Below are 26,344 nucleotides of genomic sequence, written 5' to 3' on the forward strand. Positions count from 1 at the left end.
AGTGATGAAAGATGCAAGAATGGGCATTGTTAATATTTACAGTTTGTCTGCAAATCGCCATCGGTGGAATTTTGACACTAGCGATTTTCTATAAAGGAATAAACAAATTAGGCGAAGAAACATCATTTAAAGCGATGCGAATCCCATTAATCGTCATTGCAGCATTGTCGCTGGTTGGATTAATTGCTTCATTCGCCCACTTAGGAACACCGTCGCACGCCCTTAACTCGATTCGCAATCTAGGTTCATCTTGGATGAGTCGAGAAATATTGGTGACAGGTTTGTTTATTGGAGCAGCGTGTGTAACAGCTGGACTGGCTCTCATTCAGAAAAAAGTCAATCATTGGTTGATGATTGTATCGGCTCTCATCGGTTTAGTGGATATTTACTGCATGGCGATGATCTATTCAAGCTCATTGGTAAGCGGTTGGAGCTCTGTTAATACGTTTACATCCTTTTATGGAACGGCCTTCGTTCTAGGTCCGGTTCTAGTTGCGAGTTTATTAGCACCAGTACTAAAGGATAAAGCTCAAAGTTTAATTAAAAATGCCTTCTATATATCACTTGGAGGAATCGCTCTACAATTAGTGGGGGTTGCCCTATTTGGTTCTGTTATGCCTGAGGTCAATATGATTGAAGGAACGAATGCTTTAGCCTCACTAGCGGATTATCAAACAACGGTAGCGATTCGTTGGATTATTGAAGTAGTAGGTGTAGGATTCCTAGGATATCTTTCCGTGGCGAAGCAGCAAAAGGTATCGTTTTCCCTTGCATATGTAGCTTTAGCTGTCCTTGTGTTCGCTGAAGGCATGAGTAGATATGTGTTTTATGTATTAGGAGCGTAATTGTAAGAAGGAAGGGATGCATTTTCCTTCCTTCCTTACTTTTTCATAAATCCCACTCTATCTCCAATTTTTGACTTCACAAGTTCGTAAAAATTCATTTGTCACCGCAAACAAAATTCATCCACTTTTTTTGTATACGAGGTACGTATTAATTCACTTCTCTCAATCTTATAATGAAGATGTGATAAATATTGTGATGACATTCACATATTGAGTTGTGAAGGATGTGAAAAAAGATTCAAAATGGTAGCACTGAAACTTGCATAGAAATTGTGCTGGTTTAAAAGAAAAAATTTATAAGTAAAAATTATTAATGGGATTGGAGATGATCAGGAAAATGACTTTTACAGCAGACATGATAAAAGGAAAGAATTCTCAACTTTTAAAGGCTAGAAAAGACTTTTATCAACTCCAATATATACTGTTAACCCAGCCAATGAATAAAGAGATGTATCTTAATATTAAAGAAGGATTTAATATTCAAGGATTAATGGGGATAGATGGTGGCGAGCAATTCCATCATTTCTTTAATAGTCATGATATTGAAAAAGCTATTAATAGTGCTAGAGAGGACTATTTTAGCTTATTTATTGGACCAGATTCTTTATTGGCACCACCATGGGAATCAGTATATAGAGGTAAGGATAAGTGTCTTTTTGACTTCCCGACGTTTGAAGTGAAGGAGCTATTTAAGACATACGATATAGCGATTGAGAAAAAAGCTAATCAACATGATGAAGCAGAGGATCATATAGGATATGAACTACTCTTCATGATTCAATTAATTGAAAGAGCGGAACAAGAAAATAACGTGTCTGTCTATAATCATTTGCTAGATGGACAGAGGAAAATGCTTAAGGAGCATTTAGTTAAGTGGATACCGCTCTTTACCAGGGATATTGAAAGCAATGCAAAATCAGAGCTATTTACCTCTTCTGCAAGAATGCTAGAGGATTTTATTATTTTTGATACGAGTGTTATCGAGGAGTTATTTTTTTAACCTAAATTACAAGGTAGCAACAGTAAATTTATGGGAAAATAGGAGGTTTTAGACATGAGTAAAGATATATATGACAGCATAAAAGAAAATAAAATGTCCCGTCGGAGCTTTATTAAATGGTCAAGCGCAGTTACTGCTCCTGTAGTTATCGGAGGTACGGTACAAGGCTCGAAAATGCTTTCTAAAGTTAGTGCAGAGGAACCGAGTAAAAATATCGATGAGCAAATATTAACAACATGTTCAACCGTTAACTGTGGTGGTAGATGTTTAATTAAAGCTCATATAAATAATGGTGTCGTTACCCGTCTTACGACAGATACAAAAGAAGATACATTTGAACTTCCACAACTTCGTGCGTGTATTAGAGGTAGAGGCTACAGACAATTTGTGTATAATCCAGATCGCTTAAAATATCCAATGAAGCGAGTAGGAAAGCGTGGAGAAGGAAAATTTGAAAGAATCTCTTGGGAAGAAGCGATTGATTACATTGAAAAAGAATTAACTAGAATTACCAAAAAATATGGACCTTCTAGTCGTTACAGCAATTACGCAAGTGGACATTCAGGAAGTATCATTGGAGCAGGTAATATGATCCAAAAAATCTTAGGTCTCACTGGAGGATACCTTGGTTATCATAACTCTTATAGCTCTGCCCAAACTTCACAAGCGACACCGTTTACTTATGGAACTACCCAAACGGGAAGTACGCTAAATACTCTATCTGACTCAAAGCTTATTATTCTATGGGGACACAATCCCGTTGAAACACGTTGGGGTGTAACAGATTATTATGTAAGAAAAGCAAAAGAAGCTGGTGTAAAGATCGTCGTTATTGATCCAAGACAATCTGATACTGCTGTAGCATTAGCCGATGAGTGGATCCCGATTGCTCCAACTACTGACAACGCCATGATGGATGCAATGACATATGTTATTATTTCTGAAAACCTATATGATAAGAAGTTTGTTGATAAATACTGTGTTGGATTTGATGAGGAACATATGCCAGAAGGTGTCCCTGAAGGGGAATCTCTCGTTAGCTACATTATGGGTAAAAAAGATGGAATAGCTAAGACTCCTGAATGGGCATCAAAGATTTGTAGAGTACCAGCTGATACGATTAGAAAGCTTGCTAGAGAATTTGCTACTAATAAACCTTCAGCTCTATTACAAGGTTGGGGTCCACAAAGACAAGCTTACGGTGAACAGTTTGTAAGAGGTGGTACGGTACTTGCTGCCATTACTGGGAATGTAGGAGTTCGGGGTGGATGGGCTTCTGGTGCAGGTTATGTCAGCCTAGTAAAAACTACTGCTGTACCAAAAGGTGATAATCCATTAGGTGGTTTAACGATTCCGTGTTTCCTATGGACAGACGGTGTTGTACGAGGAACAGAAATGGGAGCAAAAGATGGAGTGAAAGGTTTGCCAGAAGGACAAGAAACACTTCCATCAAATATAAAAGCGATGTTTAATTTAGCAGGAAATACTTTAATAAATCAACATTCCGACTGTAATCGCACTGCTGAAATATTACAGGATGAATCCTTACTCGAACTGATTGTAGTCAGTGAACTTTTTATGACTCCAAGCGCGAAATTTGCAGATATTTTATTGCCGTCCAATTCATTTATGGAAAGATGGGATATTGGTTCAACTTGGGCACCTTCACAACAAGCGATATTGTCTCAAAAGTGTATAGATAATTTATTTGAGACGAAATCAGATTATGAATGGTTAACAATGTTAGCGAAAAAGCTTGGAGTTGAGAATGAATTTACAGAAGGAAGATCTGAATTAGATTGGGTGAAGTGGTCAATCGAGGAATCTAGAAAGGTAGATCCTAATTTTCCAACCTTTGATGAGTTCAAAAAACTCGGTGTTTACCAAGTTTCTTTAGAAAATAAAGCCGTAATTGCTTTTGAAGATCAGATTAAAGATCCAGAAAATAATAAATTTGAAACACCTTCAGGTAAAATTGAAATTTTCTCAAAAGCACTTTGGGATATGGATGAGTTGGATGAGATTCCTGCCATTCCTAAATATGTTTCTTCGTGGGAGGGACCACAGGATCCATTAATTGAGAAGTATCCACTACAGCTAATTGGCTGGCATTACAAACGCCGTTGCCATTCAACTTTTGATAATAATAAGTGGTTAGAGGAAGCAGGACCACAAGTGATGTGGATGAATGAAAAAGATGCAAAAGCAAGAAAGATTAAAGATGGTGACAAAGTGAAAATCTTTAATGAGCGTGGAGAAGTTCATATGCCTGTTAAACTCACGAACAGAATTATTCCAGGAACAGTGGCAATTCCACAGGGGGCTTGGTGGTCACCAGATAATAAGGGCATTGATCAACGTGGAAATATCAATACGTTAACAAGTCAACGTCCATCTGCATTAGCTAAGGGAAATCCTCAACATACTAACTTAGTCGAAGTTCAGAAGGCATAGAAAAAGAAGGGTGTGAATGGTAATGGTACAGCTAGGCTTTTATATAAACAATGAATATTGTACAGGATGTAAAGCATGTGTAGTTGCTTGTAAAGATAAAAATGATCTTGAAGTTGGGGTCAACTATCGCCGAGTGTATGAACATTCGGAAGGAGATTATGTCGAACGTGATGAAGCGTTCATACAAAATGTTCAATCCTTCTTCACTTCAATTTCGTGTAACCATTGTGAAAATCCTAAGTGTGTAGAAAATTGTCCTACAGGGGCAATGCACAAGCGTGAAGAGGATGGCGTTGTATTAGTTGACCATGAAAAATGTATCGGTTGCAAATACTGTATGTGGAATTGTCCTTATGGAGCTCCACAATATAATGAAGTCATCGGTAAAATGACTAAATGTAATTTCTGTATTGATTTAATTGAGGTCGGTGAAAACCCAGTATGTGTTGGATCATGTCCTATGCGCGCCCTTGATTATGGACCAATTGAGGAGCTTCGAGAAAAATACGGAGATGTCAGCAATATTAAAGGTCTTCCAGACGCATCTATTACCAATCCAAGTATAGTCATAGGTGCACATAGAAACGCAAAATAGATAAAGGAGGTTATTCCTATGCAAGAATGGGCATTGTTAATATTTACAGTTTGTCTGCAAATCGCCATCGGTGGAATTTTGACACTAGCAATTTTCTATAAAGGAATAAACAAATTAGGCGAAAAAACATCATTTAAAGCGATGCGAATCCCATTAATCGTCATTGCAGCATTGTCGCTGGTTGGATTAATTGCTTCATTCGCCCACTTAGGAACACCGTCGCACGCCCTTAACTCGATTCGCAATCTAGGTTCTTCCTGGATGAGTCGAGAAATATTGGTGACAGGTTTGTTTATTGGAGCTGCGTGTGTAACAGCTGGACTGGCTCTCATTCAGAAAAAAGTCAATCATTGGTTATTGATTGTATCAGCTCTCATCGGTTTAGTCGATATTTACTGTATGGCAATGATTTATTCGAATTCTTTAGTCAGCGGCTGGAATTCTGTTAATACGTTTACATCCTTTTATGGAACGGCCTTCGTTCTAGGTCCGGTTCTAGTTGCGAGTTTATTAGCACCAGTACTAAAGGATAAGGCTCAAAGTTTAATTAAAAATGCCTTCTATATTTCTTTAGGAGGAATTGCCCTTCAATTAGTAGGGGTCGCCCTATTTGGTTCTGTTATGCCTGAGGTCAATATGATTGAAGGAACGAATGCTTTAGCCTCACTAGCGGATTATCAAACAACGGTAGCGATTCGTTGGATTATTGAAGTAGTAGGTGTAGGATTCCTAGGATATCTTTCCGTGGCGAAGCAGCAAAAGGTATCGTTTTCCCTTGCATATGTAGCTTTAGCTGTCCTTGTGTTCGCTGAAGGCATGAGTAGATATGTGTTTTATGTATTAGGAGCGTAATTGTAAGTAGAAAGGAGGGATTTCCTCCGTTCGCTAAGGGAGTGTGTTGAAAATGGGTCTTTTTAGTAAATGGGTAGAGAGTTTAGATTATCAATATGAAATATTGTCATCCTGTTCTCGTAATAAAAGTCCTCGTTCGACATGCTCCCATTGTATTGAAGCATGTGAATTAAATGCGATAGAAATGAAAAAGGGCATTCCACAGATTGATTATAAGGCTTGTAATGAATGTGGAAAATGTATGGTCGCATGTCCTGTTCAGGCGATTGCTGGAATATTTCCAAAGAGGGAATTCCATCAAGGGAGATTGGTCGGAGGAAAGAATTTACCACCTTCTGCTAAGGAATTAGTGGTTTATGCTAAAAAGGGAATTAAAGGAATAATTGGTGAAGAAGAGATCGATAGCCAATGGAACCAAGCAGTGGAAGAAGCTAATGAACTATTGATGCAACTTGAAGAGCCATTGTTAACTGTGGAGCAGGAGAAATTGGAGAAAACGGAAGAGTGTATATCAAGGCGTGATTTGTTTTTTTCTTGGAAAGAAGGAACTCAAACTTTACTTAAGGAAATGGCACCAGCAAAGTGGCGGTTCAATCAAACCGCTCTTGAACTTTCCCGTTATTATCCTCTCCATCAGTTTGCGAAGATACAATTGAATACTGAAAAATGCACACTATGCCATGCTTGTGAAAAACTTTGTGATAAAAAATGTATTGAAATAAACGACGAAGGGTTTATCATTTCAGCACAAGCTTGTTCCAATTGTCAATTATGTGAAGACATCTGTCCTGAAAAAGCAATATCAGTTACCGAACAGATATCTCCATATGAACAGGTCGAGCATCCCTTCTTTACGATTGTTTGCTCAAATTGTCACAAAAGTTTCCAAACATTATCAGAAAATCAGGAACATTGTGTCCCTTGTATGAAAAAATCACAGTTTCGCATTACAAGGTAATCCCGTTATGTTACAATGCATTTGGATAGATTGCTTGATGAGTCAAATGAAGATTAAGGGAGTGAAGAAAGATGTTTTCAAATATTGGAATTCCAGGATTAATTTTGATTCTAGTTCTGGCCCTTATCATTTTTGGACCAAAAAAATTACCTGAAATTGGCCGTGCAGTTGGACAATCCCTAAAAGAATTTAAAAACTCTACAAAAGGGATTATGGAAGATGATAAATTAGAAGACGATAAAACAGTAGATGAACAAAAGAAAAGTGAAGTTTAAGCTATAAAAAGGACATACTCTTATTTTATGAGATCTCATATTATAGAAGAAAGTCGAAAAAAAGGCTAATGATGGTTGTTTTCCATCATTAGCCTTTTTTTTGTAAATAATGTTTAATGAAACCTTTTGGAAGGGTAAAACGTCTATTAATAATGTGTAAAGAAAAATGTCCATCTTTTTTACATGTCCTTATGGGGGGAATAGGTGAAACAGTGTTGAACCGCGCTGTAGTCATGATTTCAAGCAGAAGGTCATATATGTAGACTTGACATTTTGTGAAAAAGGAGTATATTAATATTTTGTGTTCAAGCGTGAAAATATTAAGCGAATGTAAATTTCGGAACATATTTTCATAAATTGTTCATATTTTACAGTTATGATAGTAAATAGCTTGTCTGGGAGTAATCGCATATTCAAAATGATTTCTTAAAAAAGTATAATAGTTTGCTAGAAGGTAGGTGCAACAAAGATGAATAATACTTTAAATAAACGATTTAATATATCACAAAAATATATCGGCTTCTTTCTTGTTGCCGTAGTATTCCTATGGTTAAAAACATATATCATTCAATTAAATCAATTCGAACTAGGTGTTGAAAACGGCATTCAAAAGTTTTTATTGTTTTTGAATCCATTAGGTTCTTCAATTTTATTTCTTGGATTTGCATTATTCTTTAAGGGAAGAAAAAAATATAGTGCGTTAATGACGATTTATTTTATCTTGTCATTTTTACTTTATGCAAATGTCGTTTACTATCGTTTCTTTAACGACTTCATTACGCTGCCAACGATTTTCCAAACACAAAATTTCGGAGATGTAAGTAGCAGTGTTCTGTCATTATTAAGGCCATATGACATTTTCTTTTTCATTGATTTCCTAGTCTTGCTTGGTCTGCTGCTATTTAAAGTAGTAAAGATTGAAGCAAAAGATATGGGACGTCGAAAAGTCATTGCTGTCTTATCATTAGCATTAGGTTTTTCAAGCTTAAACTTGGCACTTGCTGAAGCGGATAGACCTGAGCTATTAACAAGAGGATTCGATCGAAATTACATTGTCAAATATTTAGGAATGTACAATTATACAATTTATGACGCGGTTCAAAGCACGAAAGCATCTGCACAGCGAGTTATGGCTGATAGTAGTGATGTAACGGAAGTCATTAACTTTACAAAGTCAAACTATGCAGATCCAAATCCTGAGTACTTCGGTGTCGGTGAAGGCATGAACGTGATCTATCTGCATCTTGAGTCGATTCAATCATTTTTAATGGACTACCAGCTACACGGTGAAGAAGTAACACCATTCTTAAACTCAATGATCAGAGATGAGAATACGATGTATTTTGATAACTTCTTCCACCAAACAGCACAAGGGAAGACTGCTGATGCAGAATTTATGCTTGAAAATTCATTGTATGGTCTGCCACAAGGTTCAGCCTATACAACGAAAGGACTTAATACGTATCAAGCTGCTCCAGCTATATTAGGACAGAATGGATATACATCAGCGGTATTCCACGGGAATTCAGGAAGCTTCTGGAACAGAAATGAAATTTATAAATCCTTTGGTTATGATAAGTTTTTTGACTTAAGCTATTACGAAGCTGAAGGTGACCAAATGGCTGAGTATGGATTAATGGATAAGCCATTCTTTGAACAATCATTTTCATTGTTACAAACATTGCCACAGCCGTTCTATACGAAGTTTATTACAGTAACGCATCATTATCCTTATTCAATGAATCAAGAGGAAACAACCATCGCTCCACATACTACTGGTGACAAATCTGTTGATAATTATTTCCAAACTGCTCGTTATGCAGATGAGGCATTAGAACAGTTTATCACGGATTTAAAAGAATCTGGATTATATGATAACTCCATCATTATTATGTACGGAGACCATTATGGAATTTCGCAGAACCATAATAAAGCGATGGAAAAGGTCTTAGATAAAGAACTATCTACATTTGATAGTGCGGCAGGTTTACAACGAGTTCCACTCTTTATCCGTGTTCCAGGAATGGAAGGTGGAGTCAACCATGAGTATGGTGGTCAAATTGACCTTCTTCCAACATTGCTTCACTTAGTAGGAATTGATACAAAGGAGTATATCCAATTAGGTACGGACTTATTATCAGAAGATCACGATTCACTAGTTCCATTCCGTAATGGTGACTTTGTCAGTCCGACCATTTCATCGGTCGGAGGTAAATTCTATGATTCCGTGACAGGTGAAGTAATTGGTGAAGAGCAAGAAGAACAAATGGAAAAAGGATTACAGTTCCAAGAGGTTGTAGAATACAAATTGCATCTTTCAGATAAAGTAGTAAATGGAGATTTATTACGTTTCTATTCTCCAGCAGACTTCACACCAATTGATCGCTCAAAGTATGAATATAATATTTCTGAAAAAGATACGAAAGAAACAAAAACATCAACGGACGAATAAATAAAGGTGTTTATAGAGAGAGTGTCCTAGCAATTTGCTGGGGCACTCTCTTTTATTTTGACAATTTTTTTGGTGATTTTTTCATTTTGATACATATGTTACGTTTCTGTGACTAATTAATTCGATGGATATAAATCGGTTTTATTCCTTCTTTTTTCCTATATTTCACGTATGAAATAGTACCTGGTACTAAGGAATTGAAACATAACTGTAATATGTTTATAATCTTGCTGTTATGATTGACTGCTATAGTACTAGTGGAGTAGAAAATTGTTAGTTTTAGATGTATTTTGTCATTATAAGTAATGCTGAGTTTTAAATTAAAAATTTTGTAGCTTAATAGAATCATTGTTGAGTACATATTTAATAGAACTTGTCGAAAACATGAAGGTCGGAGGAAAAGAGAATGATGAAAAAGAAATTTATAGCTCTCAACACCACTATCATCTTGGGAATAGGAAGCTTAGTCACTGTCCCATCTGTGAGCGCAAACTATTCTTCACAAATTCAACAAGTAGAACAAAAAATTGATGAAACTGAAGCTAAAATCGCTGAATTAGAAAAAAAGATTCAAAAAATGAATGAAGCGATTGAAGATAATAATAATTTGATTGTGAGTACTGAAAAAGAAATTGAAGTTACTCAAGCAGAAATTCAAAAGCTAAATGAAGAAATCGCTATATTAAATGATACAATCGAAAAAAGAACCGAAGTGTTAGCGAAAAGAGCTCAATCTTTCCAAGAATCTGGTGGAAAGGTTAGTTATATAGAAGTACTTTTAGGGTCTGAGAATTTCAGTGATTTTATTGACCGTGTATTTGCTGTAACACAAATTGCAAATGCGGATAGTGATTTAATTAAACAACATGAGTTAGATAAAGCAGCAGTTGAAGAAAAGCAAGCAGAAGTAGATCAGAAGCTTGCTGAATTGACAGGTAAGAAAGAAGAGCTTGAGGGCATGAAGGCTCAAATGCTTGAACAAAAGAAAGAAAATGACCAAATGAAAGATTCCTTGGAGCAAGCTCAAAAGGGAAATCTTGAGAAGTTAGAAGAACTTGAAGAAAAGGCTCGTCAGGAAGAAGAAGCAAGACGTCAAGCTCAATTAGAAGCTGAGAGAGCGATTAGTGCTAGTAATAGTGGATCTAGCTCTTCAAATAGTACAACTTCAAACAGCAGCTCAAAAGTAGCATATACAGCACCAGCAAATGATGGCAGTCTTAGCACAATTTTACAAGCTGGCTATAAATATATCGGGAATTCGGTTTATGTATTTGGTGGCGGAAGAACTTCATATGATGTAGCAAATGGAAGATTTGATTGTTCTGGTTTTGTGAGTTGGGCATTTAGACAAGCAGGTATCAGTATTGGTTCAAGTACAAGTACTTTAAGAAACCAAGGTACTAAAGTTTCTTTCAGTGAAGCACGTCCTGGAGACTTAGTATTCTTTGATACCTATAAAAAAGATGGACATGTTGGAATTTATCTTGGCGGTGGCAAATTCATTGGTTCTCAATCATCCACAGGTGTAGCGATTGCGAACATGAACTCCGGCTATTATAAAAACACATTTAGTGGACATGTAAGAAGAGTTGCAAACTTTTAATTCATAAAATCTAATGGGTCTATCCTTTAGTACAAGGGTAGACCCTTTTTTTTCGAGGGATTTTTAAAAATGGTACATATTTCGTGAAATAAGTCCTCTTCGTTGTGCATTGTTCATAGTTATTTTACAATAATGATTAATGGTGTTTTTATCGCATTTGTGCAAAGGAAATATCGTACATAGTTTCTACATAAATCTCTTTGTTCTAAGAAAAAATAACTTAGACTTTCTTATTTATATTATTTTACAAAGGGAGAAGGGAGTAATAATGAAAAAAATTACAAATGTCTTTTGGATTTCAGTTGCGCTTGTTTTAGCAGCTGTCATATTTGGTGCAACTGCACCTAAAACTTTTGAGGAAGCAACAGGAAATGTTCAGCAGTTTATTACAACTTCTTTTGGTTGGTACTATTTAATTTTGGTGACAATCATTGTTGTTTTTTGCCTATTTCTCATATTTAGTCCGGTAGGTGCTATCAAGTTAGGAAAGCCAGACGAGAAACCAGAATTCTCAACTGGATCATGGTTTGCGATGCTTTTTAGTGCAGGAATGGGAATTGGTCTTGTCTTCTGGGGAGCAGCTGAACCATTATCACATTTCATCGATCCGCCTTTAGCAGAAGGAGGAACGAACACTGCTCAAAAAGAAGCGATGCGTTACACCTTTTTCCACTGGGGGATACATGCTTGGGCTATTTACGCATTGGTTGCGTTAGCACTTGCCTATTTTCAATTTAGAAAAGGCGAGCCAGGACTTGTATCGGCTACTCTAAAACCGATCCTTGGAAAAAAGAAGATGGAGGGGCATTTAGGAACAGTTGTAGATGTTTTAGCCGTCTTTGCGACAGTGATTGGAGTTGCGACAACGCTTGGTTTTGGTGCAGCTCAAATTAATGGTGGTCTTTCCTATTTATTTGGAGTTCCATCTAATTTTCTTACTCAATTCATCATCATTTTAGTTGTGACTGTATTATTTATGATTTCTGCTGGTACGGGACTTGGAAAAGGAATTAAATATTTGAGCAATGCAAATATGTTTTTAGCAGTTGCCTTATTAGTTCTGATGTTTATCATAGGACCTACCATTTTAATCCTTGATATGTTTACAGATACAATTGGAGGATATATTCAAAATATCATTCAAATGAGCTTCCGTATTGCTCCATTAAATGAAGACCATCGTACTTGGATTAATGGATGGACGATTTTTTATTGGGCTTGGTGGATATCTTGGTCACCATTTGTCGGGATCTTTATTGCGCGTGTTTCTAGGGGAAGGACGATTCGGGAATTTTTAATCGGGGTTCTGTTATTACCAGCCCTTGTGAGCTTTTTCTGGTTTGCCGTTTTTGGAAATGCTTCTATTTCAATTCAATCATCTGGAGCATTTGATTTAACACAATTTGCGACAGAAGAGGTGTTGTTTGCTGTCTTTAGTCAATTTCCTTGGTCAATGGTCCTGTCGATTGTGGCGATCCTACTTGTCAGTACATTCTTTATTACCTCCGCTGACTCGGCGACATTTGTTCTTGGAATGCAGACAACAAACGGTTCATTAACCCCTCCGAATAGGGTGAAATATACTTGGGGAATTGCTCAGTCTACAATCGCTCTTATTCTCTTATATAGTGGAGGATTACAAGCGTTACAAAATGCATTGATTGCTGCAGCTTTCCCGTTTTCTTTTATTATGCTTTTGATGATGCTATCCTTGTTCAAGTCGCTAACAAAAGAGAAAAAAGAACTTGGGCTTTATCATAAACCAAAGCCACGCAAGAAACCAGAAGCTAAAGCATAATCGTGACTAAAAAGCCGTTCGGTGTTTGATAAGGAGCATATTCTTCATTCTTGTCTCATAAAATGGACAAGGGAAGAAGTCCTATAGGAGGGAATGCCATGAACGGATTGTATGTAAAAATGAGAGATATATTCGACTAAAGTGAAGAAAACAATACTGATTTATTCCTTCCTATTAATCGGTGCTATTCTTCAAGGAATGGCGATGGCTATCTTTTTGTTTCCCCATTCGATCCCTTCGGGTGGGGCGGCAGGTATTGCAATTCTTGTTAACCATTGGTTTCACTTACCATTAGGTTTCTCTTTATGGTTATCCAATGTCGTATTTCTTGTCTTTGCTTTAAAATATTTCGGCTATACGTGGACATTTAGGACGATACTCGCGGTCGCTACTACTTCGACGACCGTTACGCTGCTTTCTAACCATTTCTTTTCTATTCCCCATACGCATATTATTCTTGATATTATGGTGGGAAGTATATTTTTTGGGATTGGAGTAGGAATTCTTATTCGTACTGGTGCTTCGAGTGGAGGAATGGTCATTCCAGCATTAATGATTGCTACATATAAGAATTGGAGTCCTGGGAAGGTGATGATGGGGATCAATCTATTGATCTTCCTCTTAACAGCCCTTGTCATTGATTACAAAATCGTATTTTATGCGATGATCTGCCAATTTATTTCTACCAATGTGATTGACTTAATCTATCAATTAAAAATTTATTCCACTACTCTTTTAACTCCGAGTTGGAGAAAGAAATAAGGAAATCCTGAAATGTAGGATCTCCTTTTTGTATTTGGATCACTCTTTTTCCACCACATGTATTCCGCATTCAGTTTTTGATTGGCCAGCCCAGCGTCCATCACGGAAATTACCTGGTTGGGTGCATGGGGCACACCCGATACTTGCATATCCATGTTCGTGTAATGGATTGTAGGGAAGGTTGTTTAAATCAATATAGGTCATAATATCGTCCCATGTCCAATGGATCAGGGGGCAGATTTTTACTTTCTTAAACTTCTCATCTTTGTTGATGTATTCTGTTTTACTCCTAGTGGGAGACTGATCCCGTCTGAGACCAGAAATCCAAGCTTTGGCATCTTTAAGTGCTTCTTGTAGGGGAAGGACCTTTCTGATGCGGCAACAAAGGTTGGGGTTGCATTTCCATAGCTCCTCACCATGCTTTTCTGCTTGTTCTTCAAGGGTAAGTTCAGGTTTGACCATTTCAATGTGTAACGATGGATAACGTTTCTTAACCTTCTCAATTAATTCGTATGTTTCTTTAAAATGGAGACCTGTATCGAGAAATCGAATTTTGCCTTCTCTGTTAACTTTATGAATAAGATCGATTAAGACGACTCCTTCAGCTCCGAAGCTACACGCATAAACAATCTCCTCACCATATTCACGATAAGCCCATTTTAATACTTCTAAGTAATCTGACCGTTCATCAAATATTGGGTCGTTCCAGTTATCATAGGTTAACATTCCGGACAAAAAAACCACTCCATTTCTATGCTTCAACGGTGATGAATTCAAGCGAAATACATTCGTTGTTGTTAACTGTCATTTTATTCATCGCATTAATATGACCGTATTGATGATAGGATTTGAGCGCTCTTATCCAAGAGCCGTGACCGAAAACAAGCAATTGGGAAATGTGGCTGTATTTATTCAAAAATAAATTAATCCTTGTTTCGAGATTCGAAAGACTTTCACCAAGAATGAGCTCTGCAGGTTTTTCTGTCCAGAGTTCACCATACTGGGAGATTAACTCCTCTTTTGAACGACCTTCAAATGAGCCGAAATCTAGTTCATCTAGTAGTGGATCAGGAATCGCTATCTGACCGTAATACTCTGCCGTTTGTTTGGTTCGAACAAGGCTACTGCAAAGGACAAGGTCAAATGATTTCTCCTTTAAAAATTGAAGATTTTCTGCGATTTCTGTTTGCTCCTTCTCTGTAAGTGGAAGAATAGGGATATCTTTTCTCCCTTGTAACACCTGTTTCCTATTCCATTCCGTTGGGAGATGTCTTATAACGGTAATTTCCATTCTTGTTCCTCCAAGTTAAAGGTTTCACTTCTTAAACCACGACGTTGCGTTTCCAATATTAAAACATCTGATATTTTTACATTGCCTAAATTCACATTTGAGCCAATACAATTAATGAAAAACATTTGATGCTTTGGAGTGGGTGCCTCGAAAATCACTTTCTTCCAGTCGATATCACGTATAAGTTCAAATATCAGATCGGATTTAATGGATCCGTTGTTGTCGTAAATTCCAGCCGTACCAGAATCTCTACCTTCTGTTATCACGTATTGGCATCCAGCATCAAGCAATGCGTTCATTTCAGCCTTCCATTCGGAGATAGGCATATTGTTAAAAGAGTCTTTCGATCCCACTTCAGCAATGACATGAAAATCACGTTTCACTTCTGAAATTATACGAAGTCGTTCTTGGAGAGGGATATTTAATGTACCGTTGGAAACTTCAACCCACTCGATATCCAATTCTTTCAGCGCTTTAAGGTATTCATCAATTTTGTTTTGTTGGTAACATTTTTCAAATAATGTTCCACCACAATAGGGTTTTATATTGTATTCCTGATAGAGTTCTATTTTATCTTTTAGGTTAGGGAAAACATAAGCAGTACCAATCCCTAATTTGGCGATATCGATAAGTTGATGAAAGTCCTTGAGTATATGTTCAAGTTCGCCAATTGGCGTTCCAAAGTCAACAATCGAAGTGAGCCCGTAACTTCTAGTACCATTTGTTCTATTTGGTAATTGCAAAAAATCCATTTGGATCGTGCCTCCTCATTATTTGACCGTTACTTTCGTCTCCTTGAGTTTGTTGGTTTTATCATTCGCAATCAATCGGTATAAGTCTCACAAATGATCATTACCCGTAGAATTAGCCTATTCAAAAATTGGGTGAATGTGTATATATTGGGCTATTTTGCTTTGAATTTACTATCGAACGCGGGGTGAATAAACTGTCCCACCAATTCAAACAATAAAAAAGTGCTTTATTAAAAAATCTTGATTTTCATCTAAGGGGTGTACGAGCATTGGCAGAGCAAAAACATAAAGGAATGACGATCTTTGCAATCGGCTCAATCCCACTCATTCTTGTTTTGGGGAATTCTATGCTTATTCCGATTCTTCCAAAGATGAAAACAGAGTTGGATATTTCACAATTCCAGGTAAGCTTGATTATATCTGTGTTTTCCATTGCCGCAGCCATTTCGATCCCTATTCTAGGATATTTATCGGACCGATTTTCCCGTAAAGCTGTGATCATTCCTGCGCTGATCCTGTATGGGAGTGGAGGTTTACTTGCAGGAGCGGCTGCAGCGTGGTTTTCAAATGCTTATATGTGGATTATTGCAGGAAGAATTATGCAAGGTCTAGGAGCAGCTGGAACGGCTCCTATTGCCATGGCATTAACAGGTGATCTATTTAAGGGAGGCGAGCAGAGTAAAGTACTTGGTCTCGTTGAAGCATCAAATGGATTTGGAAAAGTAATAAGCCCTCTCATTGGTTCACTATTTGCCCTTTTATTTTGGTATGCTGCATTTTTTGCCTTTCCTGTTTTCTGTTTATTGTCGGTTTTCTTAACCATTTTCTTTATTAGAGAAAAGAAGGCAAAGAAGGAACCACCTCCTGTTGGGAAATATGTTAAGGGTCTCGTGTCTGTTTTTAAAACAGAGGGTCGGTGGCTTTTTGTTGCGTATTTAACAGGTGCTACATGCTTATTTACACTCTTTGGAATATTATTTTATATTTCCGATATTCTTGAAAAAGATCATCAAATTGATGGCGTACTAAAGGGAGGGATATTAGCCATTCCTCTTCTATTTATGACGACAACCTCTTATATTACAGGGAGTAAGATTGGGAAAAAGATGAAATTAATGAAAACGCTCATTGTGCTGGGACTGCTTCTGATGACCATCTCTTTTTCCACTCTCGTCTTTTTTGAAAAATTAATTCCATTCTTTTCTGTTTTGGTGTTCAGTAGTATTGGAACAGGACTTGTTCTTCCTTGTATTAACAGTTTTATTACTGGTTCAGTTTCGACAGATAAAAGAGGATTTGTAACCTCTTTGTATGGTTCTGTTCGTTTCTTAGGTGTTGCCGTTGGTCCCCCAGTCTATAGTACGTTGATGGAATGGTCTCGAACGGGGATGTTTTTAGCAACAGCCGGATTAACTCTATTCGTTGCCCTTCTTTCGATGATCTTTATTCATGTAAGTAAAAAGAAAACATCTGAAGAAAACGATCGTGATTCACTCTTTGAGAAACTGCAATTTACGTAATCAGATGATATTTTCTCTCGTCTTTATCCTGATTCCATCCATTCATTAAAGTACTACAAAGGAGATGAGCGATGTGCAGATATATTTTTCACCTGAAGTGATAACACCAGAATTTCAGGTGTTGAATGTAGTCAATTCAGCAAATAAAGCTGTGGGGAATGTTGCTTTTTTATTCGATGAAAAAAAGCTTTACGTCTATGGCATTTTGGAAGAAGAAGGAGTAAGAGACGATTTCAAAGATTTAGTTAAGCCCTATTTAAAAGGGTTAGCGAAAGCAAAAGAAGGAGTAGAAATTTATTCTTGCCTCTATGTAGGCTGTAAAAAAGTGGAGTTGAAGGATGAAGAGGCGAAAGAATGATTGACGAAACTGGTGGGCCCACTCGGCTCACTTTTTTTAATAATCCGATTGTCTTAAATTCCTTCGAATGGTACGATAACGTTTGTGTTGTATGTTTACCGTAAAATCTTAAGTAAGGAGGGCATTATGGAACGCCCTAGTGTAATTAAATTTATAAGTATTTTTATTTTTACAATGGCTTTGCTTATCCATAGTTATCTATTAGTGCAGTCGATTGCAAGTGCCACAGTTATTATGGTTTTGGTTGGTGCCATCATCATGTGGTGGCTGGGACACCTTTATCAAAAAATATATAAGAAAGCGACAATGTATGAATTCACTAGGCAGGAGTTAAATGATGTTAATGAAAAGCTTCAAATGATAGTGAATGAGAAAGAACTAATCGAAATTGCTCTTGATGTAGTGGATGATATTGCGGTCTTTTCTTATCATATTGAAACTGGTGACTTTTATATTTCGAAGGGAATTGAACATATATATGGTTATCCTTATCAAGAAATTAGGAAAAATCTGTATCTATGGAAGCTGATTGTTCATCCAGAGGATATGGAAAAGTTTGAAAAGAAAATCGGACAATTAACGACGGGGACAGCTACTTCATCTGAGCTACGTATTATTCGTCCAAATGGAGAGGAACGTTGGGTCATTTATCGAGGAACTCCAATAAAGGATGACAATGGTCATGTTTTAAGTATTAGCGGTGAAGTGATTGATATAACAGATAGAAAAATGCTAGAAATGAAATTAAAACAACTCGCATTTTTTGATGAATTAACCGATTTGGCGAATCGAACTCTTCTAGAAAGACATCTAAAGAAAGCACTTTCTCGCTCTAAGCGGATAAATCAACCGTTAGGCGTGATGTTTATTGATTTAGATGGATTTAAACAAGTAAATGATACGATGGGGCATGAAACAGGAGATCTACTTTTGAAAGAAGTGGCAGTAAGATTAAAGGACACAGTAAGAGATGAGGATTTCATTGCCAGATTAGGTGGGGATGAATTTATAGTATTATTTGAAGAAACGAACAAGACGGAAATACAAGATATTGCCAAACGTATATTGACGAATGTTTCTGTTCCTTATTTATTTGAAGATAAACAACCGAAAGTTACTCCGAGTATTGGAGTAGCTATATATCCAGAGGATGGGACCGACCAAGAAACCTTATTAAATAATGCAGACAAGGCGATGTATTATGCTAAAAGTAAGGGGAAAAATAATATTCAATTTTATAGGGAAGATCTTCCAGAACAACCGATGAAAAAGGATGGAGTTATAAGGCGAATATTTCAACACTTACAAACGAATTTTTCTAAATAAGTCTGACCCCGATCTTTTTGAAAGTCGGGGTCTTTTTCTATGGCACCAGATCTTCATCTCTCTTTCGCATCGCATCCTGTAAGACTTTTTCTCCACCAACAGCTTCAACGATCCCTCCGAGCGATTGAATCCAATCACCAGTAACTGCATGTCTTTGTCCATAAAAGAATTCTGAATCGTCCTCGGTTACAAGCTGTTCAGATAAACCGATTGCTTCCAAAATGGTGCCAATTACTTGGATCCATATCCCTTGAACGATTTCAAGGGAGCCTGGGACTTGTTCCTCTAAATAATATAATTTTGTTACAGCAGCAGCCTCTGATAGTCCCGCGATTGCTTGAATCCATACATTTGCCACAACCTGCTGTCTTAATTTCAATATTCTTTTATTTTTTTCTTCTTCATTTAATATGGGCACTCGCTCTTTTTGAAAATGGTTCATGTTGAGCTTCACTCCTAATCCCTCCACTTCCTTATAACATATGTCTTTTGTGCTTTTCTGTCATAGTCAATTTGTTTGGTGGAAGTAAGAGTGCTTACCTTGAAGAAAAGAAAAATATCCAGCCGAATGCTGGATATTAGAAAGTATTACTATGAGGGTAAATGAAAAGACGAGCTTTTCTTACTTCCTATTTTAGTTGCCAAATATGAACAGATTATGAATGAATGTGTAATATTAAATGAATTCTATTTAATTTGGTGCTCCTGGTGGATTGTAACTCGGTGGAACCTTGATCCAACCATGCTCTCTCATTTTCGTTTTAATGTCTATTCCATAAATTGCTTTTTCTGAGTGAAATCTTATCCACATCAAGCCTATGTCACTGCGAACACTTTGACTTATGTTCGTTGAACACATAACAATATTGGTAGCAACTTTTGCACTTAAGAGATTGGCGATTTCACTATCTGTTGCTTTCACACCTGGTGGAACACTATTTGGATTTGAATTAGGCTTATGCTCCGAGGTCTCAGGTAGTGGAACTCCTTCTCTTATCATCAATTCCTCCAAAACATTTTTTTGGTGAGTAGCTAGCTTCTTTGCATCTTCTAAAAGCTCAATTAAGACATTATCTGTAGTCGAATTTAAGGAGGTCTCTATTAAAGGAATCTCTTCTGCTATTGCTGTGTAATAAAGCCAACAACCCATTGCTTCACCGATATGGAGCTTTGACTTTGGTTCTGAATCAAATCTCGTAATTAAGTAATCGAATAATGCTTCTAATTTGTTTGGCAAAGAACACACTCCTTTCAATATTTTAAACATATGATGTGCTAAAATGGGATTTTTATACATTTAATCTATTGAAACAACTTAAGGCTCTATCATCAATTATAGAAAAATAATAAATCTAACTAAGGACAAGCTTTCCTTGGTTACATAAGATATAGTGAAAGACAAATTAGATATAGAAAGGAGGGAGATGCTATGAGTAGAAAACATTGTGGCTGCGATGATAATCGAGGAAATGTTCAAGGAGTTAAAACAATTGTTGAGCCGACGGAAACGATTGTTAAGGTGCATACAAATCATCGTACGGTCAGACGAATTCACCCCACTGAGATTATCAATGTCAACAGAACGGTTGTTAGAAATGAGAATTTCTATCCTGTAACTGAAAGGCAAGTAAATGAAGTGGTAGAGGAAAATTTTAATTGCGGAACTGACCTTAATAATCCAAGATGTAGACGAGGTGGCAATTTGTTTAGCTTGTAATTGATATGTATAGGAGCACTCGCGGGATAGAGTGCTCCTATTGGGCTTTTGTAGGAGTAAGATTTTTTGTCAAAAGACTAGTGGTGAGACCGACTACTAGAACGGTAATAATAGAGAGGAGTATTGTGTCGGAGGATAATAAAAGTCCACCTATTAAAAGAATAATTGAATCCATAAAAAGGATAAGGAGCCCGACGTTAATTCCAGTTTTATCACAAATAAATTGGGCAATTAAGTCAGTGCCACCTGTGCTTGTCCTATATCGTAGCATCACACCAATGCCTGCTCCAATTAGTATTCCTCCAATAATGGAACTATAGATAGCTTCAATAAGGAAGAAGGAACGAAATGGTTCTAAAAGGTCAATAAAAAATGAAGATATCATCATTCCATGTAAGCTATTATAGAAATAATCCCTATAGTGAAACCAAGCTATCACAAAGATCGGGATACTAAATAACAGAATCATAAGCCCCGTTTTTAACCCTAAAATATAATTGAGAATTAGTCCGATTCCAATAACTCCTCCATCCAGTACTTCGTATGGTGACAGAAAAAGGTTAATCCCTAAAGAAATGAAAATACTTCCCAAAACTATGACTAACCCTTTTTTAAGAAAATACATAGGAACACCTCCAAGTACGGAATATCTATACATTTTATGTGCTAATAGATTCGAACATGTGGAGGTGGAGAGAAAAATTTGTAATTAGAAACAAACAAAGAGCACCGGACTTTTTCTACCGATGCTTTTTGTTCTCCATTATAAATGGACCATCACGAATATAGACGTCTGTTAAATTGATATTGGAGCTGCTTAAACAACTTTTCAATAGATGGAGTCGATATATTGGGATTTGATACGAGTCGAATCAAAAACGATGTTCAGGTTGTTGATAAGCAAAAGGATGGGTAGTCGAGTAAGACTGGCGTGTCTTCTTTTTCTTGTTTTGATGACAGTCTTTATATGGGCCAATATAGGTGCTAGGCTGCACAGATTCCGTCGCCTTAATCCAGCTTTCTTCATTGATGCAATACGTATGTGCCATAATGTTTGCAGGAGTGAATTTGAGAAGATCAGACCCTAATATTACTTCAGGAGTAGGAGCATCGAAGATCGCTAGTAAATGAGTATGATCGGTTGTGGCGACTTCATAGTGCCACCATCCTTGGGGAACATTTGCGACCTGACCGGGCGTGATCGGGTAATTGTGAATTTGCTTCGTAAACGGGTTAAGTATTGATACGATTGCAGCACCAGAAATACAGTAAACAAGCTCAGCGGCATTTTGATGATAATGGGGTTCAACTACATTATTTGTACTTAAGTAAATATCCAGTAAGGATACATTTTCAAGTGTATTAAGTTGTTGGATACCTAATATATTGATGAGATTATTGTCGTCTTTTTTGAATAAAGTACTCTTATTCAAGTCGAAAGTATACTGCAGTGATGGAGATGTGTAATCCAAATAGGCAGTCATATGATTTCACCTCTTTTTCGCATTTAGAAATCTTCTTATGCATGTTATGCAATTGAGATTTATTTGGAATGTTGTACAATAGAAAGCTCTATCCGGTTTAGAATGGATAGAGCTTTGTTGTTACTCTGTTTCATTTCTTTTGTAACCTCATGTACCAAATTTGAAATAGATAAATAAGAATAGAAAAGACTTGTTGGATTAGAAATATCCCAAAATGATTGATTTTTATAATATCGAATATACCTCGTTGTTCGTATATCTCCATAAACACAAAACAATAAATGAGGTCACCGATAAAGTTCAAGAGAAAATATAACCAAAAGTACCCAAATGAAATATAGAGAAAAAACATTGGTAAAACGATATATAGTCCATAGGTTGCTGGAGGGATACTTGCTAGGGGGAAAATCGTTTCCTCTACCTTGACAATTTCCCATCTATCGTAGATTTGAAAGATAATGGTTATTAATAGTCCAGAGAGTAAACCAGCAGGCAAGAACTTACTCACTCGCTCTTTATCTAAAAAGAATAAAAGGCCCCATGGAAGAATCAACATTGCCCATAAGATGAGTTGATTTAGCATTAGACAATATCCCTTCGTGTTTTCTTAGTAGTGTTAACGAAAAGATATGATTTTATCAGGAATTTGTTGAAGTGATTAGCACAGAGTGAAGTTAAGTTATAATGAAAAAAACGTGGGATACGAAAGAGATGTGATTACTTGTTTTAGATATGACTACTGTTTCCTAGAATTTCACTGCTGGTTTATTCAAAATCACTTTTAGAATTTCGGTAGACAGTTAATGGAGTCTTTATTGATGAATATAAACCAACTCCAGCATTTCCGTAAAAGAAGCCCATAAATATTCCAACCCAAAGGTTATCTCGATGCGCAAAGAAAATGGAGATGATAAGTCCTGTGATACTTGCTAGCATAGGAATATAAGGTTTAGAAATATCAAATAGTTTTTTCGAAATTTGTGTCAAGATCACTACTAATGGAACAGCCATAACGGCATCCCAAAAATTTGTATGAACAATTGGAAAAGCTTCCATCTTAACACCTCAATGAGTTCAGTCTCCTACTATTTAGTTTTTCAATTTGTTTTATTTTTATTCGCGAATATTTTTCTGGTGTTATTCCAGGACCTCATTTTTCACATTTAATGATTTCCTTTTGTGTATGTATAAGTGTTCCAGCTATTTGTCAAATGCCCAATAGCCAGTAAAATGACGGCAAGGGAAAGCCAGATAGAATTAAGCCATAGGGCTGCAAATGCATACGCCAACACCGGGAAAAGGGCCATTGGAATTGGAATAAACCCAAGTGGTTTAAATAAAGATGAAAAATTTCTCCCTTGAACAAAGTAACGAACCCATAAATAATAGTAAAATACGATACATATCGACATAAGCATGAAGTAGATATCCAAAGGGTTTCCATCTATAGAATCTTTCAAAACAATCAATAGGAAAATACAACCGAATTGTCCTAGTCTTTCGGAAATAGTAAAGATGGATTCTTTATCTTTCATCCCTGCTGGAATGTTGTTTGGGCGATATATGGAAAACAGTATATTTGGAGCTAGAATAAACATCACAATGATGAGTCCTATAATTGAAAATCCCATTGTTTTCACCTATTTCAAAAAATGATGTGTCTAATTTTTAATTGAGTAATGTTTCTTCACAGATGGAAGAAGAGTAATAAATTGAATTAAAAGCCCTAGAAAGATGTAAAAGACATGAATGAATGCAACTCCCTCAATCATATACACTTCGACGGTAATCCAAATAATTAAAATAAACCCAATGTAGAGCGAATTGTTCCATGACCAAAGTATTCCTTTATAAAGACTGAGTTTTTCAGCGATTTTTAATGGTTTTTCAGTGATAAGAAAAACAGCAGTTAACATAGGTAGAATCCCAAGTCCAATAAAAAGTATAAGTCCTGGAATGAGGAAGTTACTAAAAGGGGTATTTTGCAACATACTAAGAGGCATTGACAGAATCGAACCGTCAGGGGAAATGAGCATTATTCCTCCTCCGAAAAGTGCTCCAACGCCAAGAAAAATGTGTAGAGAAATTAATAGATAGCAAGAAAAAGACTTTCGTTGTCTGAGATACATGGGAATCAACTCCATAAATATAAAGTTATCAGATTAATTTTATAATATTGAAAATAAGATAGGATGGTAAAACATGACGGAACTGTGAAGGTTTTATTAAGCTTTCGCGTTATGGAGGTGGGCCTTGAAATGAACCACTTCAACTTCATATTGATGGGAATCATTTATACTTCATAAGGCAAACAAGGAATCTAACAGAGATGGTTTCGGTGAATTTTGTCGAAATTTATTACGTTCATTTGTGATTATAATGTAATTGAGAATAAAGGAAATAGCGATTATAAAAAAGAAAAAAGCCTTGATACACAAGGCTTTTTGAATGGAGAATAGGGGGCTCGAACCCCTGACCTTTTGGCTGCCAGCCAAACGCTCTCCCAGCTGAGCTAATCCCCCGTATGATGTTTTACAACGATTATTATATAGGGAAATCATTTAAAAAATCAAGAGGGAATCTAGCAATTTTTAATGAATAGTTTCGATCTCAACACTCCGAACACCATCTATTTTTGATACGGTATAGTACACATCTGTTGTTAGCCTTTTATAATTTACGGTCACTCGTAATTGAACAAGATGGTCATCATCGTTTAAATCTTTAATCCGTAAGTGTTTAAGTGATATTTTTTCATCATTTAAATAGTTAATGATCTCTACAATCCTATTTTTGTCTTTTACATTTAGTTGGAGTTTAATTTCTTTTTCCCGTAACTGACGGGGACCGATAATCCCCATAATAATGGGAACAATTTCAACACTGATGATGAGCAATGCGACTCCAACTGCTGCTTCAAGGTAGAATCCAGCACCTACTGCGATCCCAATCCCGGCTGCTCCCCAAATCATGGCGGCAGTCGTAAGTCCTGAAATGCTGTCATTTCCTCTTCTTAAAATAACTCCAGCACCTAGAAAACCAATTCCTGAAATAATTTGAGCGGCTAAACGGAGTGGATCCATCGTGATATTAATATCGTCCCGTGGTGGCACCATATAGGCTGATTCGATCGATACGATGGTGAGGAGACAACTAACGATTGAGATCACGAGACTTGTTTTAAGTCCAACAGGTTTTCTTTTTAATTCCCTTTCCAATCCAATAATAAGCCCAAGAAAAGTCGTAATCCCTAACTTAATAAGAATTTCCATATCAAATCCGAACATACGAATCCCCACCTTTTCGATGACAAATATATTTTCGTAGTAATTATCTAGTTAAAGATTGTAAAATGATGATATGTACATATGTTAAAGGAGTTCAATTTGATGGGGCCAAAAGTAAATCCGTATCTTATCTTAGCCATTGGAGTCATTTCAGTCTCAACATCTGCCATAATGGTGAAGGTATCAACCGCACCTTCAGAGGTCATCGCCTTTTATAGGTTATTTTTTTCAGTTCTGATTATGCTTCCTGTGTTTTTACTAAAGTATGCCAATGAACTACGTCTTATTACGAAGAGAGATTGGCTATTTTCTTTAGTTGCTGGAGTATTTCTAGCGTTTCATTTCATTCTCTGGTTCGAATCATTAAATTATACCTCTGTTGCAAGTTCCACCGTATTGGTTACGTTACAGCCACTATTTGCTTTTGTGGGTACCTACGTTTTCTTTAAGGAAAAGTTTACGATTCGGGCTATTCTCTGTGGGATTATGGCGATTATCGGAAGCATTATCATTAGCTGGGGTGATTTCAAAATTAGCGGTTCCGCCTTATTTGGTGATATTCTAGCTCTTATTGCCTGCGCTTTGATAACGGCATATTTAATGTTTGGTCAAACGGTGCGAAAAAGAGTTTCTCTCATCACATATACGTTTGTTGTATATGCGATTAGTGCGGTAACGCTTTTCGTATATGTCCTCATTTTAGGGCGTCCACTAACGAATTATCCTACTAGTGATTGGGTATATTTTGTTTTGCTAGCTATTATTCCAACTTTATTAGGGCATACCTTATTTAACTGGTCCGTTAAGTGGTTAAGTACATCGACTATTTCAATGGCGATTTTATTGGAGCCAGTAGGTGCTACGGTTTTAGCCTATTATTTATTGAATGAAAAGATTATGTTGACTCAAATCGTTGGTGGTTTAATCGTAATGGCGTCATTGGCGTTCTTTTTAATAGAAGGAAGAGTGACAAGAACTAAGGTGAAGCTAGGAAACGAACATTGAGTTAGTTGAT

28 protein-coding genes and 1 tRNA gene are annotated in these 26,344 nt (G+C 36.7%); 16 read left to right on the plus strand and 13 right to left on the minus strand.

Translation table 11 applies throughout. The annotated features are described in order from the left end of the window. Positions 1 to 11 precede the first annotated feature (11 nt). The 11 genes from AA0X71_RS05645 to AA0X71_RS05695 all read left to right on the plus strand — a co-directional run bounded on the left by AA0X71_RS05645 (position 12) and on the right by AA0X71_RS05695 (position 13,594). Entirely contained in the window at positions 12 to 845 is an 834-nt protein-coding gene (locus AA0X71_RS05645) for a dimethyl sulfoxide reductase anchor subunit family protein (RefSeq protein WP_413360220.1), read from the plus strand. 337 nt (positions 846 to 1,182) lie between these two features. Beyond that, positions 1,183 to 1,845, plus strand: coding sequence for a molecular chaperone (locus AA0X71_RS05650; protein ID WP_413360221.1), 663 nt, complete (start codon positions 1,183 to 1,185; stop codon positions 1,843 to 1,845). A gap of 54 nt (positions 1,846 to 1,899) precedes the next feature. Then, positions 1,900 to 4,299 (plus strand): DMSO/selenate family reductase complex A subunit, encoded by a 2,400-nt coding sequence (locus AA0X71_RS05655; protein WP_413360224.1) that lies wholly within the window; start codon positions 1,900 to 1,902, stop codon positions 4,297 to 4,299. A gap of 22 nt (positions 4,300 to 4,321) precedes the next feature. Then, the gene (locus AA0X71_RS05660; protein ID WP_413362487.1) at positions 4,322 to 4,894 is read left to right on the plus strand and encodes a DMSO/selenate family reductase complex B subunit; all 573 of its coding nucleotides are present in this window, start codon (positions 4,322 to 4,324) and stop codon (positions 4,892 to 4,894) included. Positions 4,895 to 4,912: 18 nt separating this feature from the next. Continuing rightward, positions 4,913 to 5,746, plus strand: coding sequence for a dimethyl sulfoxide reductase anchor subunit family protein (locus AA0X71_RS05665; protein ID WP_413360226.1), 834 nt, complete (start codon positions 4,913 to 4,915; stop codon positions 5,744 to 5,746). Positions 5,747 to 5,798: 52 nt separating this feature from the next. Continuing rightward, on the plus strand, positions 5,799 to 6,704 hold the full coding sequence (locus AA0X71_RS05670) for a 4Fe-4S binding protein (RefSeq protein ID WP_413360228.1): 906 nt from the start codon (positions 5,799 to 5,801) through the stop codon (positions 6,702 to 6,704). 71 nt (positions 6,705 to 6,775) lie between these two features. Then, the gene (locus tag AA0X71_RS05675; protein ID WP_413360230.1) at positions 6,776 to 6,979 is read left to right on the plus strand and encodes a twin-arginine translocase TatA/TatE family subunit; all 204 of its coding nucleotides are present in this window, start codon (positions 6,776 to 6,778) and stop codon (positions 6,977 to 6,979) included. Between the two features lie 469 nt (positions 6,980 to 7,448). Further along, complete coding sequence (locus AA0X71_RS05680; protein WP_413360232.1) at positions 7,449 to 9,431, plus strand: LTA synthase family protein; 1,983 nt, start codon at positions 7,449 to 7,451, stop codon at positions 9,429 to 9,431. A 406-nt stretch (positions 9,432 to 9,837) separates the two neighbouring features. After that, complete coding sequence (locus tag AA0X71_RS05685; RefSeq protein WP_413360234.1) at positions 9,838 to 11,034, plus strand: coiled-coil domain-containing protein; 1,197 nt, start codon at positions 9,838 to 9,840, stop codon at positions 11,032 to 11,034. Between the two features lie 268 nt (positions 11,035 to 11,302). Continuing rightward, a complete protein-coding gene (locus tag AA0X71_RS05690; protein ID WP_413360236.1) occupies positions 11,303 to 12,832 on the plus strand; it encodes a BCCT family transporter in 1,530 nt (509 codons plus the stop codon). 141 nt (positions 12,833 to 12,973) lie between these two features. Beyond that, positions 12,974 to 13,594, plus strand: coding sequence for a YitT family protein (locus tag AA0X71_RS05695; protein ID WP_413360238.1), 621 nt, complete (start codon positions 12,974 to 12,976; stop codon positions 13,592 to 13,594). Between the two features lie 39 nt (positions 13,595 to 13,633). Here AA0X71_RS05695 and AA0X71_RS05700 read toward each other — a convergent pair whose 3' ends face one another. From AA0X71_RS05700 to AA0X71_RS05710, 3 genes are read right to left on the minus strand one after another with little or no spacing between them, the layout of a single operon-like run. Beyond that, positions 13,634 to 14,320 (minus strand): phosphoadenylyl-sulfate reductase, encoded by a 687-nt coding sequence (locus AA0X71_RS05700; protein ID WP_413362489.1) that lies wholly within the window; start codon positions 14,318 to 14,320, stop codon positions 13,634 to 13,636. A gap of 25 nt (positions 14,321 to 14,345) precedes the next feature. Then, the gene (locus AA0X71_RS05705) at positions 14,346 to 14,885 is read right to left on the minus strand and encodes a histidine phosphatase family protein (protein ID WP_413360240.1); all 540 of its coding nucleotides are present in this window, start codon (positions 14,883 to 14,885) and stop codon (positions 14,346 to 14,348) included. Further along, the gene (locus AA0X71_RS05710; RefSeq protein ID WP_413360243.1) at positions 14,867 to 15,637 is read right to left on the minus strand and encodes a phosphosulfolactate synthase; all 771 of its coding nucleotides are present in this window, start codon (positions 15,635 to 15,637) and stop codon (positions 14,867 to 14,869) included. Before AA0X71_RS05710 ends, AA0X71_RS05705 begins: the two co-directional genes overlap by 19 nt. A 293-nt stretch (positions 15,638 to 15,930) precedes the next feature. On the opposite strand from AA0X71_RS05710, the gene AA0X71_RS05715 reads away from it, so the two are divergent. The 3 genes from AA0X71_RS05715 to AA0X71_RS05725 all read left to right on the plus strand — a co-directional run bounded on the left by AA0X71_RS05715 (position 15,931) and on the right by AA0X71_RS05725 (position 18,841). Then, a complete protein-coding gene (locus tag AA0X71_RS05715) occupies positions 15,931 to 17,157 on the plus strand; it encodes an MFS transporter (RefSeq protein ID WP_413362491.1) in 1,227 nt (408 codons plus the stop codon). A gap of 73 nt (positions 17,158 to 17,230) precedes the next feature. Beyond that, entirely contained in the window at positions 17,231 to 17,515 is a 285-nt protein-coding gene (locus AA0X71_RS05720; protein ID WP_413360245.1) for a hypothetical protein, read from the plus strand. Positions 17,516 to 17,641: 126 nt separating this feature from the next. Continuing rightward, complete coding sequence (locus AA0X71_RS05725; RefSeq protein ID WP_413360247.1) at positions 17,642 to 18,841, plus strand: diguanylate cyclase domain-containing protein; 1,200 nt, start codon at positions 17,642 to 17,644, stop codon at positions 18,839 to 18,841. Between the two features lie 37 nt (positions 18,842 to 18,878). Here the strand turns inward: AA0X71_RS05725 and AA0X71_RS05730 are convergent, their stop codons facing one another. Then, the gene (locus AA0X71_RS05730; RefSeq protein ID WP_413360249.1) at positions 18,879 to 19,283 is read right to left on the minus strand and encodes a hypothetical protein; all 405 of its coding nucleotides are present in this window, start codon (positions 19,281 to 19,283) and stop codon (positions 18,879 to 18,881) included. A 249-nt stretch (positions 19,284 to 19,532) separates the two neighbouring features. After that, entirely contained in the window at positions 19,533 to 20,087 is a 555-nt protein-coding gene (locus AA0X71_RS05735) for a DUF3231 family protein (protein WP_413362493.1), read from the minus strand. Positions 20,088 to 20,270: 183 nt separating this feature from the next. On the opposite strand from AA0X71_RS05735, the gene AA0X71_RS05740 reads away from it, so the two are divergent. Beyond that, a complete protein-coding gene (locus AA0X71_RS05740; protein ID WP_413360251.1) occupies positions 20,271 to 20,558 on the plus strand; it encodes a CotD family spore coat protein in 288 nt (95 codons plus the stop codon). Positions 20,559 to 20,595: 37 nt separating this feature from the next. On the opposite strand, the gene AA0X71_RS05745 is transcribed toward AA0X71_RS05740, so the two are convergent. From AA0X71_RS05745 to AA0X71_RS05780, 8 genes are all read right to left on the minus strand, one after another. Continuing rightward, positions 20,596 to 21,183 carry a YitT family protein gene (locus tag AA0X71_RS05745; RefSeq protein WP_413360252.1) on the minus strand — a complete coding sequence of 196 codons (588 nt, stop codon included), beginning with the start codon at positions 21,181 to 21,183 and terminating at the stop codon, positions 20,596 to 20,598. Between the two features lie 247 nt (positions 21,184 to 21,430). After that, complete coding sequence (locus AA0X71_RS05750) at positions 21,431 to 22,042, minus strand: cupin domain-containing protein (protein ID WP_413360254.1); 612 nt, start codon at positions 22,040 to 22,042, stop codon at positions 21,431 to 21,433. A gap of 130 nt (positions 22,043 to 22,172) precedes the next feature. Then, positions 22,173 to 22,625 carry a hypothetical protein gene (locus tag AA0X71_RS05755; protein WP_413360257.1) on the minus strand — a complete coding sequence of 151 codons (453 nt, stop codon included), beginning with the start codon at positions 22,623 to 22,625 and terminating at the stop codon, positions 22,173 to 22,175. Positions 22,626 to 22,807: 182 nt separating this feature from the next. Continuing rightward, on the minus strand, positions 22,808 to 23,098 hold the full coding sequence (locus AA0X71_RS05760) for a hypothetical protein (RefSeq protein WP_413360259.1): 291 nt from the start codon (positions 23,096 to 23,098) through the stop codon (positions 22,808 to 22,810). Positions 23,099 to 23,205: 107 nt separating this feature from the next. After that, complete coding sequence (locus tag AA0X71_RS05765) at positions 23,206 to 23,673, minus strand: hypothetical protein (protein ID WP_413360261.1); 468 nt, start codon at positions 23,671 to 23,673, stop codon at positions 23,206 to 23,208. 30 nt (positions 23,674 to 23,703) lie between these two features. Then, positions 23,704 to 24,078 (minus strand): hypothetical protein, encoded by a 375-nt coding sequence (locus AA0X71_RS05770; protein ID WP_413360263.1) that lies wholly within the window; start codon positions 24,076 to 24,078, stop codon positions 23,704 to 23,706. A 413-nt stretch (positions 24,079 to 24,491) separates the two neighbouring features. Continuing rightward, positions 24,492 to 24,564: transfer RNA gene (locus tag AA0X71_RS05775), tRNA-Ala, on the minus strand. A gap of 69 nt (positions 24,565 to 24,633) precedes the next feature. Beyond that, entirely contained in the window at positions 24,634 to 25,329 is a 696-nt protein-coding gene (locus AA0X71_RS05780; RefSeq protein WP_413360265.1) for an MgtC/SapB family protein, read from the minus strand. 102 nt (positions 25,330 to 25,431) lie between these two features. Here AA0X71_RS05780 and AA0X71_RS05785 point away from each other — a divergent pair, with 102 nt between their 5' ends. Beyond that, positions 25,432 to 26,334: a DMT family transporter gene (locus AA0X71_RS05785; protein ID WP_413360267.1), complete on the plus strand. Its 903-nt coding sequence runs from the start codon at positions 25,432 to 25,434 to the stop codon at positions 26,332 to 26,334. Positions 26,335 to 26,344 lie beyond the last annotated feature (10 nt).

The organism is Robertmurraya phoenicis (genome assembly GCF_047302285.1).
Classification (GTDB): domain Bacteria; phylum Bacillota; class Bacilli; order Bacillales; family Cytobacillaceae; genus Robertmurraya.

What these genes read in the sequence shown, in the direction of transcription:
- AA0X71_RS05710 (WP_413360243.1), bottom strand. Translation starts at nt 15,637, where the DNA reads ATGGATTTTTTGCAATTACCAAATAGAACAAATGGTACTAGAAGTTAC.
- AA0X71_RS05690 (WP_413360236.1), top strand. Translation starts at nt 11,303, where the DNA reads ATGAAAAAAATTACAAATGTCTTTTGGATTTCAGTTGCGCTTGTTTTA.
- AA0X71_RS05685 (WP_413360234.1), top strand. Translation starts at nt 9,838, where the DNA reads ATGATGAAAAAGAAATTTATAGCTCTCAACACCACTATCATCTTGGGA.
- AA0X71_RS05680 (WP_413360232.1), top strand. Translation starts at nt 7,449, where the DNA reads ATGAATAATACTTTAAATAAACGATTTAATATATCACAAAAATATATC.
- AA0X71_RS05745 (WP_413360252.1), bottom strand. Translation starts at nt 21,183, where the DNA reads ATGTATTTTCTTAAAAAAGGGTTAGTCATAGTTTTGGGAAGTATTTTC.
- AA0X71_RS05730 (WP_413360249.1), bottom strand. Translation starts at nt 19,283, where the DNA reads ATGAACCATTTTCAAAAAGAGCGAGTGCCCATATTAAATGAAGAAGAA.
- AA0X71_RS05655 (WP_413360224.1), top strand. Translation starts at nt 1,900, where the DNA reads ATGAGTAAAGATATATATGACAGCATAAAAGAAAATAAAATGTCCCGT.
- AA0X71_RS05740 (WP_413360251.1), top strand. Translation starts at nt 20,271, where the DNA reads ATGAGTAGAAAACATTGTGGCTGCGATGATAATCGAGGAAATGTTCAA.
- AA0X71_RS05760 (WP_413360259.1), bottom strand. Translation starts at nt 23,098, where the DNA reads ATGGAAGCTTTTCCAATTGTTCATACAAATTTTTGGGATGCCGTTATG.
- AA0X71_RS05785 (WP_413360267.1), top strand. Translation starts at nt 25,432, where the DNA reads ATGGGGCCAAAAGTAAATCCGTATCTTATCTTAGCCATTGGAGTCATT.
- AA0X71_RS05715 (WP_413362491.1), top strand. Translation starts at nt 15,931, where the DNA reads ATGACGATCTTTGCAATCGGCTCAATCCCACTCATTCTTGTTTTGGGG.
- AA0X71_RS05665 (WP_413360226.1), top strand. Translation starts at nt 4,913, where the DNA reads ATGCAAGAATGGGCATTGTTAATATTTACAGTTTGTCTGCAAATCGCC.
- AA0X71_RS05750 (WP_413360254.1), bottom strand. Translation starts at nt 22,042, where the DNA reads ATGACTGCCTATTTGGATTACACATCTCCATCACTGCAGTATACTTTC.
- AA0X71_RS05780 (WP_413360265.1), bottom strand. Translation starts at nt 25,329, where the DNA reads ATGTTCGGATTTGATATGGAAATTCTTATTAAGTTAGGGATTACGACT.
- AA0X71_RS05660 (WP_413362487.1), top strand. Translation starts at nt 4,322, where the DNA reads ATGGTACAGCTAGGCTTTTATATAAACAATGAATATTGTACAGGATGT.
- AA0X71_RS05650 (WP_413360221.1), top strand. Translation starts at nt 1,183, where the DNA reads ATGACTTTTACAGCAGACATGATAAAAGGAAAGAATTCTCAACTTTTA.
- AA0X71_RS05765 (WP_413360261.1), bottom strand. Translation starts at nt 23,673, where the DNA reads ATGGGATTTTCAATTATAGGACTCATCATTGTGATGTTTATTCTAGCT.
- AA0X71_RS05675 (WP_413360230.1), top strand. Translation starts at nt 6,776, where the DNA reads ATGTTTTCAAATATTGGAATTCCAGGATTAATTTTGATTCTAGTTCTG.
- AA0X71_RS05705 (WP_413360240.1), bottom strand. Translation starts at nt 14,885, where the DNA reads ATGGAAATTACCGTTATAAGACATCTCCCAACGGAATGGAATAGGAAA.
- AA0X71_RS05645 (WP_413360220.1), top strand. Translation starts at nt 12, where the DNA reads ATGCAAGAATGGGCATTGTTAATATTTACAGTTTGTCTGCAAATCGCC.
- AA0X71_RS05770 (WP_413360263.1), bottom strand. Translation starts at nt 24,078, where the DNA reads ATGCTCATTTCCCCTGACGGTTCGATTCTGTCAATGCCTCTTAGTATG.
- AA0X71_RS05700 (WP_413362489.1), bottom strand. Translation starts at nt 14,320, where the DNA reads ATGTTAACCTATGATAACTGGAACGACCCAATATTTGATGAACGGTCA.
- AA0X71_RS05725 (WP_413360247.1), top strand. Translation starts at nt 17,642, where the DNA reads ATGGAACGCCCTAGTGTAATTAAATTTATAAGTATTTTTATTTTTACA.
- AA0X71_RS05755 (WP_413360257.1), bottom strand. Translation starts at nt 22,625, where the DNA reads ATGCTAAATCAACTCATCTTATGGGCAATGTTGATTCTTCCATGGGGC.
- AA0X71_RS05670 (WP_413360228.1), top strand. Translation starts at nt 5,799, where the DNA reads ATGGGTCTTTTTAGTAAATGGGTAGAGAGTTTAGATTATCAATATGAA.